Below are 13,797 nucleotides of genomic sequence, written 5' to 3'. Positions count from 1 at the left end.
CCCGCAGGAACCGCCCGCACCGGGCGTCCTGAAACCGGCAGCGTGTCTGAAACCGGCGGCGTGTCTGAAACCGCGCGATGGGGGGTAGGGAACCAGTACCACGCATTGTTGCCGGTGTTGCGTGCCCGCGATGGGCACTGCACCGCCGCCGCGTGACAGTGGACTTTGGCCAGACACCAATGGGCAGGCCCAGGCCGCCTTGGAGGGGAGGAGCAATATGACCACCGATTCCGATACCGCCCGGGACCTTGCCTTACTGGAGGTGCACGACCCGCGGGACGGCAGCCTGGTGGGCGTGCTGGAGGAAACAAGCTCCGACGAGGTGCGGGCGGCCGTCGCCGCCGCCAAGGCTGCCCAACCAGGCTGGGCAGCCACCGACGCTGCCGCCCGCGGCGAACTGCTGGAAGCGGCCGCGGCGGCGTTGCAGGAGCACTCGCAGGAGCTGGCCGCGATGAACGCGCGGGAGACCGGTCGGCCGGAACATGAAGCCCTGGAGGGCGTGCTGGCCGGGGCCGGGACCCTGCGCCAGTACGCCCAGCTTGGCCCGGTACACCGCGGCCACAGCCTGCGCGGCGGTTCGCTTGCCGCCGACTACACCGTGAACGAACCACGGGGCGTGGCCGTTGTGCTCACGCCTTGGAACGATCCGGTGGCGGTGGCCGCCGGGCTGCTGGGTGCCGCGCTGGCGACGGGAAACACGGTGTTGCACAAGCCAAGCGAACGCTGCCCGCATCTGGGTGAGCTGCTCGGCCGGATTCTCTCGGAGGTGCTGCCGCCGCAGGTCATGACCACGTTGACCGGCGGCCCGGCGGTCGGGGCGGCGCTGGCCGGCCACCCGGATGTCGATGTGATCGCGCACGTCGGATCGAGCCTCACCGGCGCCAGGATTGCCCGGGCCGCGGCGCTCACCGGCGCCCATGTCATCCGCGAGAACGGCGGAAACGATCCGCTGATCGTCGACGCCGGCGTGGATCCGGCGTGGGCGGCGGAGCAGGCGGCCATCGGGGCGTTCGCCAACAGCGGCCAGATCTGCACGTCGGTGGAGCGCATCTACGTGCACCGCGACGTCGCGGGCCCGTTCTGTGAGGCGCTCGCCGCCGAGGCGCGCAAACGCAACGACGGCGGGGCGATGGCGCCGCTGGTGGACCGCAAGCTCCGGGACAGCGTCAACGCCCAGGTGGCCGAGGCGCTCGCGCTCGGGGCGACGGCCGCCGAGGGCGGCTCGGTGCCAGAGGGGCCGGGCGCCCATTATCCGGCCACCGTGCTGCTGGACTGCACGGACCGCATGACCGTGATGCAGGAGGAGACTTTCGGCCCGGTGGCGCCGGTCCGGGTGGTGGACAGCTTCGACGACGGACTTCGGTTGGCGGCGGAGGGCCGGTACGGCCTGGCCGCGACGGTGCTGACCGCGGACCTGGAGCATGCGCACCGGGCAGTTGCCGCGCTCCAGGTGGGCACGGTCAAGGTCAACGCCGTCTTCGGGGGCGCCCCGGGCGGCTCCGCGCAGCCCCGCCGGGACAGCGGCGACGGGTTCGGCTACGGCCCCGAACTGCTGGACGAGTTCTGTGCGGTGAAGGTGGTCCACAGGGGCCTCCCCGGCGGGGTGCGGCCATGAGCACGCCCCTGTCGGACGTTTCCGGGCTGGCCGGTTGGCTGCCGTCCCGGCTGGCGGAGGCCGCCCCGCGGGTCACCGTGGTCGGTGACGTGATGCTGGACGGCTGGTTCAGCGGCCGGATCGAACGGTTCTGCCGGGAAGCCCCGGCCCCGGTAGTGGACATGACCAGGCGGGAGTACGCGCCGGGCGGCGCCGCCAACACGGCCATGAACCTCGCCGCACTCGGCGCCCGGGTGCGCATTCTCGGCCTGGTCGGCGGGGACGACGCCGGGCGACGGCTCGCTGCCCTCCTGCAGGGTGCGGGGGTGGACATTTCGGGGCTGGTGGAACACGAAGACGTCCTGACCACCACCAAGTACCGCATCATCGGCGGCGACCAGATCATGCTGCGGCTGGACGAGCGCACGGAGCGGGTGCCGGAAGCGGCGCAGGAGCGGCTGGCCGCAGCAGTTCCGGACGCGCTCGCCGGCAGCGACGCCGTGGTGGTCTGCGACTACGGTTCCGGCGCGTTGGGCGGTGCCGTGCGCAGCGTGCTGGCCCGTCACCGCGGCGGCCGGCTGTTGGTGGTCGACGCCCACGACCCGCGGCCCTGGTCGGAGGTTGCGCCGGACCTGGTCACGCCGAATGCCGCCGAAGCTGCCGCGCTGCTGGGCGTGACGCTGGATCCCGACACGGACCGGGCCGCCGCCATAGCCGATCACGCCGGGGAACTGCTGGAGGCGACCGGGGCGGGCGCCGCCGTCGTCACCCTGGACAAGGACGGCTCCTTCCTGCTCACGCCCGACGGCGGGACCCACCGCACGTGGGCCACCCCGGTCACCGAGAAGCAGGCTTCGGGCGCCGGCGATACCTACGTGGCCTGCCTGACCCTGGCGCGGGCCGCGGGGCTGCAGCTGAGCACCAGCCTGGACCTGGCCCAGGCCGCCGCGGACGTCGTGGTGCGCCGGCGCGGCACGTCGGTCTGCAGCACCACCGACCTCGCCTCGCACCTGGGCACCTTCTCCGATGCGGCCCTGGATGCGGAGGCGCTCGGGCAGGCGATCGCCGCCGAGCGGGCCTCGGGCAAGCGCATTGTGCTCACGAACGGGTGTTTCGACGTGTTGCACCGCGGCCACACCCGCTACCTGAACCAAGCCAAGCAACTGGGCGACGTGTTGGTCGTGGCGCTGAACAGCGACGCATCTGCCCGGCGGCTGAAGGGACCGGACCGGCCGATCAACCCGGCCGCCGACCGGGCCGGCATCATCGCCGCGCTCAGCTGCGTGGACTACGTGACCGTGTTCGACACGGACACGCCCATCCCGCTGATCGAAGCGATCCGGCCCGACATCTACGCCAAGGGCGGGGACTACTCCCCGGAGATGCTCGAGGAGACGGCGGTGGTGGAAGCCTGCGGCGGTGAGGTCTGCATCCTGGACTATGTGTCCGACCACTCCACCACGGCGGTGGTCCGCCGGATCCGCGGCTCGGCGCCCCCGGCGGAAACAGGTCCCGCGCCGGCCGCGGGAGCGAATCCGGCCTCGGGACTTGATTCGGCGTGAGCCGCAGGAGTTCGGCCAGCTGGGCCCTGGCTGCACCGGAAACAGGGCCGGAGCTGGACGTGTTGGTGCCCAGCTATGGCCGGGAAGCGGAGCTGGCGGTGACGCTCGCCGGGTTGGCGGCGCAGGACGGCCCGGAGTTCTCGGTCATCGTCAGCGACCAGACCGACGGCGCCCCCGCCTGGGAGCACCCGGCCGCCGGGGCGATGATCCGGGTGCTGGAAGCCCAGGGGCGCCCGGTCCGGCTGGAGCGGAATCTGCCCCGGCGCGGGCTGGCCGAGCAGCGCGACTTCCTGCTCCGGCTTGCCACGGCTGAACTCGTGCTGTTCCTGGACAACGACGTGTGGCTGGAACCGGGCATGCTGGTCCGGATGACGGCGGCCATTCGGGAGGCGGGCTGCGGATTTATCGGTGCAGCGGTGCAGGGCATGTCCTACCTGGACGACGTGCGGCCGGGGGAGCAGGAACCCTTCGAACTGTGGGACGGCCCGGTGCGGCCCGAGCGCATCCGCCGCGAGGACCACCGGTTCGGCCGCTGGCAGCTGCATAACGCGGCAAACCTCACGCACATCGCCGCCGGGTTGGGCATTCCGGACGGCGGCTGGCGGCTGTACAAGATCGCGTGGGCCGGCGGCTGCGTGCTGTACCGTCGGAGCGCGCTGCTGGAGTGCGGCGGGTTCGGATTCTGGCAGGAACTGCCGCCGGCCCACGCCGGGGAAGACGTGGTGGCGCAGCTGAGGGTCATGGAACGCTACGGCGGTGCCGGCATCCTGCCATCCGGCGCCGTCCACCTGGAATCGCCCACCACGGTCACCGATCGCTCCACGGAAGCCGCGGACGTGGTGCTGCGGGATTAGCCCCGGCGCAACCTAGCCCGCTTCCTGCCACCCGCCGCCGACCGTGTAGCTGGCGACCAGCGTGCCCGCCCCGGGCTGCATCGAGTCGTCGGGATCGTCGTAGAGCTGCGCCGCGTCCGCCTTGCTGTTGGACAGGATGGACTCCGCCGCTTCCTTGGCCTCGGCCAGCGAGGCCCCGAACACCTCGCTGCGGGCAGGCAACTGGTCGGTGCGGACGATTTCCGCATCGGTTTCGCTGAGCGGGACCGTATAGCCGCGGTGCTCGTCGCTGACCGGGAACTCGAAGCTTTCCCCGTCCGGCGCGGCCGGAATGGTGTACTCCAGGTAATAGGACATGGCGGTGCTCCTTTCGGCGCTGTCGGCCGCCGGTCAATCACCGCGGCGGCCCGGGCCCCCAGCCTGTCACAGCCGAAATGCGGTGCATAGGCCGCAGGAGTCCAACCCCCTCCGGCGGGGCGTTCCCGTCCCGGCCGCCCCGGATTCGCCCGCGGCCGGTTAGCCGTGCAGCGTCGTCGTCGTTAGACTGGCAGTTGCGTAAGGGAGTATCCAGATGCGCTGCAGCCGTCAACACGTAGGGCGCCGACGCCCGGCCGGTTGCAGTGGCCGGCCGTGCCGGAGGAGAGACTTGCGGGCTCACCGCTACCCGCTTACGGAAGGAAACCCATGAGCGTTTCTCCCCTGATTTGGGGCCTCACGATCGCCGTGATCCTCGCGTTACTCGCCTTCGACTATTTCTTCCACATCCGCAAGGCGCACGTGCCCTCGCTGAAGGAAGCGGCCATCTGGTCCGCCTTGTACGTGGGCATCGCCATCGTCTTCGGAATCCTGGTGCTGATTTACGGCGGCGTGGACATGGGCTCCGAGTACTTCGCCGGCTACATCACCGAGAAGGCGCTCTCGGTGGACAACCTGTTTGTCTTCCTCATCATCATCGCCAGTTTCAAGGTGCCGCGCGAAGACCAGCAGAAAGTGTTGCTGTTCGGCATTGTGTTCTCGCTGATCGCCCGCACCGGGTTCATCTTCCTGGGCGCGGCGCTGATCAACACGTTCGCCTGGGTGTTCTACGCCTTCGGCCTGATCCTGATCATCACCGCGGGCAACCTGCTCAAGCCCGGACACGACGGCGGCGAGGCGGACAACTTCATCATCCGGCTGGCCAAGCGCTTCTTCCACACCACCGATTACTACGACGGCGACAAGCTGTTCACCGTCAAGGACGGCAAGAAGGCGATGACGCCGATGCTGCTGGTCATGGTGGCCATCGGCGGCACGGACATCCTGTTCGCCCTCGACTCCATTCCCGCGATCTTCGGCCTGACGCAAAACGTCTTCATCGTCTTCACCGCCACCGCATTCTCGCTGATGGGCCTGCGCCAGCTGTACTTCCTGATCGACGGCCTGCTGGACCGGCTGATCTACCTGTCCTACGGCCTCGCAGCAATCCTGGCCTTCATCGGCGTGAAGCTGATCCTGCACGCACTGCACGAGAACAACCTGCCCTTCGTCAATGACGGCAACCCGGTTCCCGTGGTCGAGATCACCACCGGACTTTCGCTCACCGTCATCATCGGCATCCTGGTGGTCACCGTCGTCGCCTCGCTGCTGAGCAAGGCCGGCAAGGCACAGAACGCCATCAACAACGCACGCCGGCACGCGGTCAACTACATGGATCTCTCCTACACCGCTGACCCGGCAGAACGTGAACGCATTTACCGGCTGCTGGTGGAAGAAGAGCGCCAGATCGTGCAAATGGATCCGAAGTACCGCAACAAGGCCAAGGACGTGGACATCATCCGCGAACAAGTGGCCGAGGCCCACCGCCAGCACGCGGAATACCAGCGGAGCTAAGGCCGCCCGGGCCGCCCGGGCCGGTCGGACAAACGTCGGCTGACCGGCCCGGCGCACTGATTCGCCGGGCCGGTCGGGACAGGACCGGCCCCCCTTCAAGGGCAAAACGTCCGGTGCTACCGTGAGTCTACTGATCAAGAAAACCCGCAGTTCCAATAGCAGGGAAGGTGATCACCATGACCGAGCAGGTCAACACGACCCACGCAGCCAACAAGAGGTACGCCGAGCTGTACAAGAAGCCGGGACCCTGGATCACGGTCTACGTGGACGCCAGCACGGGGACCGTGGACTCCCTGCGGGCAGGCGATGTGCTGCCGGACAGGCTGCGGGAATCGCTCGGGAAGCAGGGCGCCGCGAAAGCGGACATCGAGGCCGTGATCGACGCCGTTTCGCCGGCCACCGGCGTTCCGTCTCCGGTCTCCCGCTTCGTCCTGGTGCGCGGCGGTGAGGCCGAAATCAACGAGGTGCTCCCGGGCGAAATGTCCGGCCCGGAGGTGGTTCACACCGGCCCGATTCCGGACCTGGTTCCCCTGTTAAAGGCCCGCGGCGACGATTTCCCGTACGTGGTGGCCGAAGTGGGCCGGGACGGCGGCGAGGTCCACCTGCAGTACGCTCGCCGGAACGGCGTGGTGGAAACGAGGACGGTGGAGGGCGAGCGGGAGAACCTGACCAAGGTTCCCGGCGGCGGCTGGTCCCAGGGCCGCTATCAGCACCGCACCGAGGAAATCTGGCGCAAGAATGCCGATGAAATCGCCGCCGAGATCGACCGCGTGGTGCAGGCCAGCAAGGCGCGGCTGCTGATTGTGGCCGGCGATATACGGGCCCGGGAACTGGTGGTCGACCAGCTTTCCGAAGCCAGCCGGGCGATCGAAGTCACCATCGAGTCGCACACCCGCACAGGCGGCGCGGACAAGGACGCGCTCCGTGCCGAAATAGCCGCCCGGGTGGCCCATGTGTGGACGGAACAGCGCAAAGCCATCCTCGACCGCCTGGCCAACCAAACCGGGCAGGCCCATCCGGAGTGGACGGCGGGTTTGGGCGAGTGCGTCCGGGCTCTGCAGCAGGCGCAGGTCGGCACGCTGCTCATGAACGACGACGCCCTCGCCGATCACAACGTGCATGCCCTGACGGCCGAACCGTGGATCGCTACGGCGGGGGAGCAAGCCGTCAATGGCGACCTGCTGGCCAAGGTGCCTGCCCCGGCGGCGCTGGTCCGGGCAGCGGCGCTGACCGACGCGCGGGTGACCATGGTCCCCGAAGGAGCCCTGCCGGGAGGCAAGAGCATAGCGGCGCTGCTGCGCTGGCCCACCGGCCCCGACGTGCCGCGCGGCTAAGGTCCGGCCAGCGGGCGAGGGGGCCAGCGGGCAGCCGGGCGGCTAGACGGCCGAGGCGCTGAATCCGCCCAGTGCCAGCGCCACGGGCACCGCGGCGGCGGCTGCCCCGGCGTGCGGCCGGCAGGCGGACGGATACGGCAGCGCCGGCCGGACCTCGACCGCGGCCTGCCCGCTGAAGAGTTCCGGCAACCGGTAGCCGAATCCCTCGGCCGCGTCGAGCAGTCCTGCCGCCAGCTGTGCGGCCTGTTCCTGGAAGCCGGTGCGCAGCAGCCCCATCACAATCCACGCGGTCTCCTGCGTCCAGACCGCCCCCGAGCGGCGGCGGGTGGGCCAGAACCCGGGGTTCGCCGTCGACAGGGTGCGGACGCCGTAGCCGGAGAACAAGGTCCGGTCCATCAGCCGCGCGGCCACCGTCCGGGTCTCCTCGGGGTTCAGCAGCCCCGTGCCCAGCAGGTGTCCCATGCCGGACCCGACGCCGTCCACCCCCTGCTTCCGTTCGTCGAGTGCCATCGCCGGGTACGGTCCGGCGTCGTCGGCGCACCAGAACCGGCTGCGGAAGTTCTCCGCCAGCCGCGACGCGTAGTCGCGCCACTCGGCGCCGGCGTTCATTTCGCCGAAGTAGTCGAGCAGCACGGCCGCGGCACGGGCCGCCTCATAGGCGTAGGCTTGGAGTTCGGCCGAGGCGACCGTTCCGGTGGCCGGCCTGCCGTCCAGATAGTGGTAGGCGGCCCGCGTGTCGCCGGACCCCTGGTGTCCCGGACCCTGCCGGGCGGGAACCGGCGTCTCCAGGAAGCCGTCGCCGTCGGGGTCGCCGTCGATGCGCAGCCAGTCCAGCGCGGCCTCCAAATGGGGCAGCAGGTCCCGGACGGCATCCTCCGGCATCCCCGAGTGCCAGGCGTCGTGCAGCAGCACGATCCACAGCAGCGTGGCGTCGGGCGACCCGTACAGGACCGGGGGCAGTTGCCGGACCACGGCGTCCGCGGGCATCGACAGGCGGCGCTGCCGCACCTCCTGGACCATCAGGCCGGGCTGTTCGCCCGATTCCGCCGACTCGGCCGTGCCCTGCCAAGCTGCCACTGCCCGCAGCGTCCCTTCCGCTACCGCGGCGTCGACCGGCAGCAGCAGCCTGGCGGCGACCAGCGCCTCCCGGCCGTACAGCGTCAGGAACCATGGGGCCCCCGCGGCCAGGAAGACGTCGCCGGGGGCTTGGCGCCCGGCCATCCGCAGGCTGTTAAGGTCGGTCATGGAGCGGCTCATCAGTCGTTGGAGCCGGGGATCCCCGGCCAGCGACGGCGTGCGCAGCGGGGGCGCGGCCGCGCCGGTCAGGGGAGCCTCGGCGTCGTCAAGCTCCAGGCTCCAGGACAGGACGACGACGGCGCCCGGCTTGAGCAGTTCCGTCCACTCCAGCCGGACCAAGCTGCCGTCGAAACTGACCCGGGCGCCTTCGGCCGTCAGCGCGGCGCGTGTCTTGTCCCGCCAGCTCCAGATGGCGCCGCCGGGGGCCACCGAGCCGGCCTCGCCCGCGGCCCCGGCCCGCACCTGCTCCAAGGGAATGGCATCGGCCACCAGGTCGACGCGGACCTGGAGTTCCAACTCGTCCTCGAGGGCCGACGTGAACGTCAGCGCCTCGGCCAGTCGGCCGCCTTCTGCCGCCCGCGAGCGGTTCAGGGTGACCAGCGGATCGGCCCCGTCCTCGGCGGTCCGGATGAAGGAGAAGAAGTCGGCGCGCCCGGCCGAGCGCGACTGGGTGGAAATCCACTCCGGTTCCTGCCCGTTCACCGCCAGCAGGCACCGGGCCAGCACCCGGTCGTCCCCGCAGTAGACCCCTTGGGCACCGGTACCCCGGATCTGCCCGTGGGGCTCGCTCCAGGCTTGGACGGGTGCTGCAAATACTCCCGTGAGATCGTGCAGGTACGGCTGGCGGTAGACCATGGAATCATCTTGGCAGCATCGGCTGCGCGGGAACAATCTTCGGCAGGCCGGACACCGGCCGGATGGATTCAGGCGACGGTGCCGGAGGCGTCCCGCCCGCCGGGTGTCCAGGACAGGTGGATCAGGACCCCGTCCGTCGTCTCTTCGATCACCAAGCGCAGCTCGTCGCCGTAGAGCTCCCGGGGCCCGGAAGGGCCTTCGCTTTGCTGGACCAGATCGACCAACGCGGCCGCCATCGCCCGCCCCCAGTCTTGGTGGTTCTTGCTGTTGGCGGTTGCGGTGGCGGTATAGGTGGCGTTCATTCTGCGCACGTCCTGACTGCACGTTTAGAACCTGCCGCACGACGCTGTGCCGCAGGTCCCATCAGAGTAGCCAGCACCAGTGACCCCGATCTACCTTTTCGCGTACATTACTCGTATGTGACGTCGGTCATACGCGGCAGGGGGGTCATGATGAGGGGCAGCGGTCCCGGGGGAGCGGGCCGCGACGAAGCGGTCCGCAGGCTGCGGGAGGACATCCTGGCGGGCGGTTTGGAGCCGGGCTCCAGGGTGACCGTTGCCGGGATCGCCGGCCGCATCGGTGCGGAGGAAGCCTTGGTGCGCGACGCCGTCGGCGATCTCACGCAAGAAGGCCTGATCGAGGCCACCGGGCACGAACACCGGATCGCCAATCCCGGTCCCCAGCAGGCCATCCAACTCCTGGATGTGATGGGCGTGGTGCTGGTAGCGCTGTTCGAGCGGGCAGCCCCGCGGCTGTCGCCTCAGGAGATCGACACCATGGCCACGATGGCGGACGACCTTCGGGCGGCGACCGACCGGGAGGACATCCTGGGCGCCTACCGCGCCGCCGGCAGCCTGGTAACCGTCATCCTGGGGGCGGCGGATCACCAGGAACTGAGGGCCGTAAACATGCACATCCTCGACCGTTCGCTGGCCCGGTTGCACCTGTTCCAACACGCCCTCGCCTATCCTCTCTGGGCCGACGGCTGGCGCGAGACCGTGCAGTACCTCCAGCGGGGCCAGCATGAGGCGGCGGTGGAGCGGCTGCGCCAAACATTCTGGATCCTCGCCGAAGGGCTGGGCCAGGAGGGTTCCTAGCCCGCCTGCCGGGCAGCCGGGCCGCGACGGGATAAAGTGATTCCCGGCCGGTTTTGATCCCGGCCGCCCGCCCGGCCTTTCGACCCATGGACCACGCTTGCCCTCGCCCGCACAACTGACCGCCGACGCCCCACCGAGCCCGGATTCCCCACCGCCTCAGGGTGCCAGCCCCGCCCCGCGGCGGCCTGCCCCGCTTGCCGGCCGGCTGACCGTGCTCGTCGGCGTCCTGCTGCTGGCGCTCAGCCTGCGGCTGGCCGTCTCCGGCGTGTCGCCGGTGCTGGCGGATATTGCCGCGGATCTGCCGTTCGGCACGGCCTCCGCCGGTGTGCTGGGCATGCTGCCGACCGCCGCCTTCGCCGCTGCCGGGTTCGCAGTTCCGTTGCTGATGCGCCGGATCGGCATGGAAGCACTGCTGCTCGTGGCACTGGGCATGGCCGCCGTCGGCCAACTGGGCCGTGCGCTGGCCTCCGACGTGCCGGCGTTCCTGGTCCTGTCCGGCCTCACCATGGTTGGCTACGGGATCGGCAACATTTTGCTGCCGCCGCTAGTGAAGCGCTATTTCCCGGACCGGACCAGCCTCATCACCGCGCTTTACGTGACCTTGCTGGCGGCCAGTACGGCGCTCAGCCCGCTGCTTGCCGTGCCGCTTGAGCAGGCTGCCGGCTGGCGGTTCTCGATCGGAGTGTGGGCGGCCGTGAGCGCGGCCGCCCTCGTGCCGTGGCTGATGACCGCGTGGACGGAACATTGGCGCCGCCGCACCGCGCGCCTGGTGCTGCAGCCCTACCGGCCCGGCGGCCTGGACATCCTCCCGCCCGATGAGGGCAGCGCCCGGCAGCCGGCCGGTTCCGGGCCTGCCGTGAGTCTCGGTACGGGAGTCGGCCCCGGCGCTGCCGGCCCCAGGGCGGTGACCGTCCCCGGGCCTGCGGCCGGCCCCGCAGGAGCCGACGGGCCGCCCGCTGCGGAAGCCTCGGGGCCCGCAGCGGGAGCTGAGGCCGGTTCCGTCGGGACGACGTCGGTCCGCGTCTGGCGCTCGTCGGTCGCCTGGGGCCTGGCCCTGGTGTTCGCCGGGACCTTGTCGAACACGTTTGCCATGTTCACGTGGTTGCCGCCGTTGCTGGTGGACAGCGGGATGCTGCCCCCGACGGCGGGCACCATGCTGGCCTACTACGCCATCCTGGGCCTGCCCACCAGTCTGTTGGTGCCGCTGATCGCGGGGCGGCTGCGCAATCCCCTGGGCCTGGGCCTGCTGTTCATCGGCTTTTACACGGCCGGATACGCCGGGCTGCTGCTGTCACCCTCGTTCGGCACCTGGTTGTGGATCACCCTGGCGGGGCTCGGCCAGGGCACCTTTGCGCTGGGCCTGCTGCTGGTGAACCTCAGGACCCGCACCACGGCCGGCGCGGGGCTACTCTCCGGGTTCGCGCAAGGCATCGGCTACACGGTCGCCTGCGCCGGCCCGCTGATGTTCGGGCTGCTGCGCGAGGCCAGCGGCGGCTGGGGTGCTTCCTTCGGCCTGCTGGGCGGTGCCTTGCTCATCCTGGCGGTGGGCCTGGTCATCGTGGGCCGGCCCCGCTATCTGGAGGATTCGGCTGGGATGGATAGCGGCCGCTGAGGCACAGCCCGTGGTTGGATGGGGAAATGCCGAGCCATGCCCTTGTGTCCCCACCCAAGCTTGAGCCCGGTGACCGGGTCGCGATTCTCTCCCCGTCCTTTGCTGCCCCCGGGTTCGCGCCGGATGTCCACGAGCAGGCGATGCGTCGACTCAGCGCCGAAACGGGACTGGTCCCTGTGGAATACCCGACGACCCGGAAGCTTGGCGCTTCCGCCGCGGAACGCGCCGCGGATCTGCACGCCGCTTTGTCCGACCCGGCCATCCGGGCCATCCTCGCGACCATCGGCGGCGACGACCAGGTAGCTCTCATTCCCCATCTGGACGCCGGTCTCGCCGCCGGGAACCCCAAGATCTTCATGGGCTACAGCGACAACACGAACCTCTTGAACTGGCTGTGGTCGGTCGGGATAGCAGGCTACTACGGGGGCTCGACCCAGGTGCACCTCGGAGCCGGGCCGCACATTGACGACCAGCACCTCGCGTCGCTGAAGGCAGCGCTCTTGACGGGCGGTGCGCTGGAGATTGTTGACCCAGGCGAGTCCGAGGACTTCGGGCCGGACTGGTTGACGCCACAAGCCCTTGTCGACTTCGGTGAACGGGAACCCACGCAGCCGTGGACGTGGGCGGGGCCCGAGCGGGAAGCGACCGGCCGCACCTGGGGCGGGTGCCTGGAAGTCATCGATCAGCTGGCCATGGCCGGTCGGCTGCCGCCCCTGGGAGCCCTCGAGGGGTCGATCCTGATTGTTGAAACCAGTGAGGAGTTGCCTCCGGCAGCGTGGGTCAAGAGATGGGTCCGGGCATTGGGGGAACGGGGCGTCCTCTCGGCGGTGGAAGGAGTGATCGTCGCCCGGCCGCCGGTGAGCAGTCACGGTACCGTCCCGCCAGCGGAGGAGCGTGACCGGCTCCGCGTCGCGCAACGCGATGCAGTCCTCGCCGAGATGAAACGCTACAACGACCACGCCGTCGTCTGCATCGGAGTCCCGTTCGGCCATACCCGTCCGCAATGGATCGTGCCCTACGGCGGGACAATGCGGCTCAATGGCCGGGATCGAACCATCACGGCCGATTACAGTTGACCGCGGTGGCAGGCGGTCCGGGCGACGGATGCGCGGCTGCGTGACCGTCCCCGCGCCTGCAGGCAGGCACGCATTCCTCGCCGCGGCCCCGCCCGGTAAGCTGGCGCCACAGTCGACCCGCGGGAGGCGCCATGAAGTTCAACGACCTGCTCGCAGATGCCTACGGCAGGATCCAGGAGCGCGTCCACTCCGTGCTGGACGGGCTGGACGCCGGACAACTGGCCGCCCGGCCCGGCGGTGACAGCAACTCGATTGCCTGGCTTATCTGGCATCTGACGCGCATCCAGGACGACCATATTGCCGATGTCGCCGGCACGGACCAGTACTGGCTGACCGGCTGGGCGGAGCGGTTCGACCTGCCGCTGCCCCGGAAGGACCATGGCTACGGCCACACGTCGCAGCAGGTGGCGGCCGTCCGGGTCGAATCGGCCGACCTGCTGCGCGGCTACTACGACGACGTCCATGCCGGCACCCTGGAGTATCTGGCCGGACTGAGCGAGGATGACCTGGACCGGATCGTGGACACCCGGTGGGACCCGCACGTCAGCCTGGGGGTGCGGCTGGTCAGCGTCCTGGACGACTGCCTGGAGCACGTCGGACAGGCCGCCTACGTGAAGGGCATGCTCTCGCGCACCGATGCCTAGCGGCGGCCACGCGGGTTCCGGCGCCCCCGCGGCGGCCGCAAGCCGCGCCGTCGGGCGTTGCCGCCTTGTTGCGCGCCAGCCGCTGGACTACCATTCAAGGAGTCAGTACAACTGCATACAGCCTTCGACATGCGGCGGGAGAGTCCTGCTGGGTACCAGTCAGCAGGCGCCGTAGGAGCAATACCTCCCCAGGAATCTCTCAGGCCCCTGTACCGCCGCGAAGAGGCAACTCTGGAAAGCAGCC

General features: G+C 70.0%; 12 protein-coding genes and 1 riboswitch. Of the genes, 9 read left to right on the top strand and 3 right to left on the bottom strand.

What is annotated here, in order from left to right:
* Positions 1-217: 217 nt before the first annotated feature.
* From AC5RTY_RS02895 to AC5RTY_RS02885, 3 genes are read left to right on the top strand one after another with little or no spacing between them, the layout of a single operon-like run.
* The gene (locus AC5RTY_RS02895) at positions 218-1,615 is read left to right on the top strand and encodes an aldehyde dehydrogenase family protein (protein ID WP_494138940.1); all 1,398 of its coding nucleotides are present in this window, start codon (positions 218-220) and stop codon (positions 1,613-1,615) included.
* Complete coding sequence (rfaE2, locus tag AC5RTY_RS02890) at positions 1,612-3,156, top strand: D-glycero-beta-D-manno-heptose 1-phosphate adenylyltransferase (RefSeq protein WP_494000782.1); 1,545 nt, start codon at positions 1,612-1,614, stop codon at positions 3,154-3,156. Before AC5RTY_RS02895 ends, rfaE2 begins: the two co-directional genes overlap by 4 nt.
* Positions 3,153-4,010 carry a glycosyltransferase family 2 protein gene (locus AC5RTY_RS02885; RefSeq protein WP_494024282.1) on the top strand — a complete coding sequence of 286 codons (858 nt, stop codon included), beginning with the start codon at positions 3,153-3,155 and terminating at the stop codon, positions 4,008-4,010. Before rfaE2 ends, AC5RTY_RS02885 begins: the two co-directional genes overlap by 4 nt.
* 12 nt (positions 4,011-4,022) lie before the next feature.
* Here AC5RTY_RS02885 and AC5RTY_RS02880 read toward each other — a convergent pair whose 3' ends face one another.
* Positions 4,023-4,346 carry a hypothetical protein gene (locus AC5RTY_RS02880; protein ID WP_494000780.1) on the bottom strand — a complete coding sequence of 108 codons (324 nt, stop codon included), beginning with the start codon at positions 4,344-4,346 and terminating at the stop codon, positions 4,023-4,025.
* Positions 4,347-4,673: 327 nt separating this feature from the next.
* On the opposite strand from AC5RTY_RS02880, the gene AC5RTY_RS02875 reads away from it, so the two are divergent.
* On the top strand, positions 4,674-5,858 hold the full coding sequence (locus AC5RTY_RS02875) for a TerC family protein (protein ID WP_494025261.1): 1,185 nt from the start codon (positions 4,674-4,676) through the stop codon (positions 5,856-5,858).
* Between the two features lie 176 nt (positions 5,859-6,034).
* Positions 6,035-7,192 (top strand): baeRF2 domain-containing protein, encoded by a 1,158-nt coding sequence (locus tag AC5RTY_RS02870; RefSeq protein ID WP_494012948.1) that lies wholly within the window; start codon positions 6,035-6,037, stop codon positions 7,190-7,192.
* 42 nt (positions 7,193-7,234) lie between these two features.
* On the opposite strand, the gene AC5RTY_RS02865 is transcribed toward AC5RTY_RS02870, so the two are convergent.
* Entirely contained in the window at positions 7,235-9,124 is a 1,890-nt protein-coding gene (locus AC5RTY_RS02865) for a glycogen debranching N-terminal domain-containing protein (RefSeq protein WP_494138939.1), read from the bottom strand.
* A gap of 68 nt (positions 9,125-9,192) precedes the next feature.
* On the bottom strand, positions 9,193-9,426 hold the full coding sequence (locus AC5RTY_RS02860) for a hypothetical protein (protein WP_494138938.1): 234 nt from the start codon (positions 9,424-9,426) through the stop codon (positions 9,193-9,195).
* A 150-nt stretch (positions 9,427-9,576) separates the two neighbouring features.
* Here AC5RTY_RS02860 and AC5RTY_RS02855 point away from each other — a divergent pair, with 150 nt between their 5' ends.
* The 4 genes from AC5RTY_RS02855 to AC5RTY_RS02840 all read left to right on the top strand — a co-directional run bounded on the left by AC5RTY_RS02855 (position 9,577) and on the right by AC5RTY_RS02840 (position 13,553).
* Positions 9,577-10,221 (top strand): GntR family transcriptional regulator, encoded by a 645-nt coding sequence (locus AC5RTY_RS02855; protein WP_494138937.1) that lies wholly within the window; start codon positions 9,577-9,579, stop codon positions 10,219-10,221.
* Positions 10,222-10,318: 97 nt separating this feature from the next.
* Positions 10,319-11,833 carry an MFS transporter gene (locus tag AC5RTY_RS02850; protein WP_494138936.1) on the top strand — a complete coding sequence of 505 codons (1,515 nt, stop codon included), beginning with the start codon at positions 10,319-10,321 and terminating at the stop codon, positions 11,831-11,833.
* A 26-nt stretch (positions 11,834-11,859) separates the two neighbouring features.
* On the top strand, positions 11,860-12,909 hold the full coding sequence (locus tag AC5RTY_RS02845) for a S66 family peptidase (protein ID WP_494138935.1): 1,050 nt from the start codon (positions 11,860-11,862) through the stop codon (positions 12,907-12,909).
* A gap of 131 nt (positions 12,910-13,040) precedes the next feature.
* On the top strand, positions 13,041-13,553 hold the full coding sequence (locus AC5RTY_RS02840; RefSeq protein ID WP_494012944.1) for a mycothiol transferase: 513 nt from the start codon (positions 13,041-13,043) through the stop codon (positions 13,551-13,553).
* 125 nt (positions 13,554-13,678) lie between these two features.
* Positions 13,679-13,778, top strand: a riboswitch (glycine riboswitch).
* Positions 13,779-13,797: the final 19 nt, after the last annotated feature.

This window comes from Arthrobacter sp. Y3224055, assembly GCF_059090825.1.
This window is presented reverse-complemented; position numbering and strand designations above follow the sequence as displayed.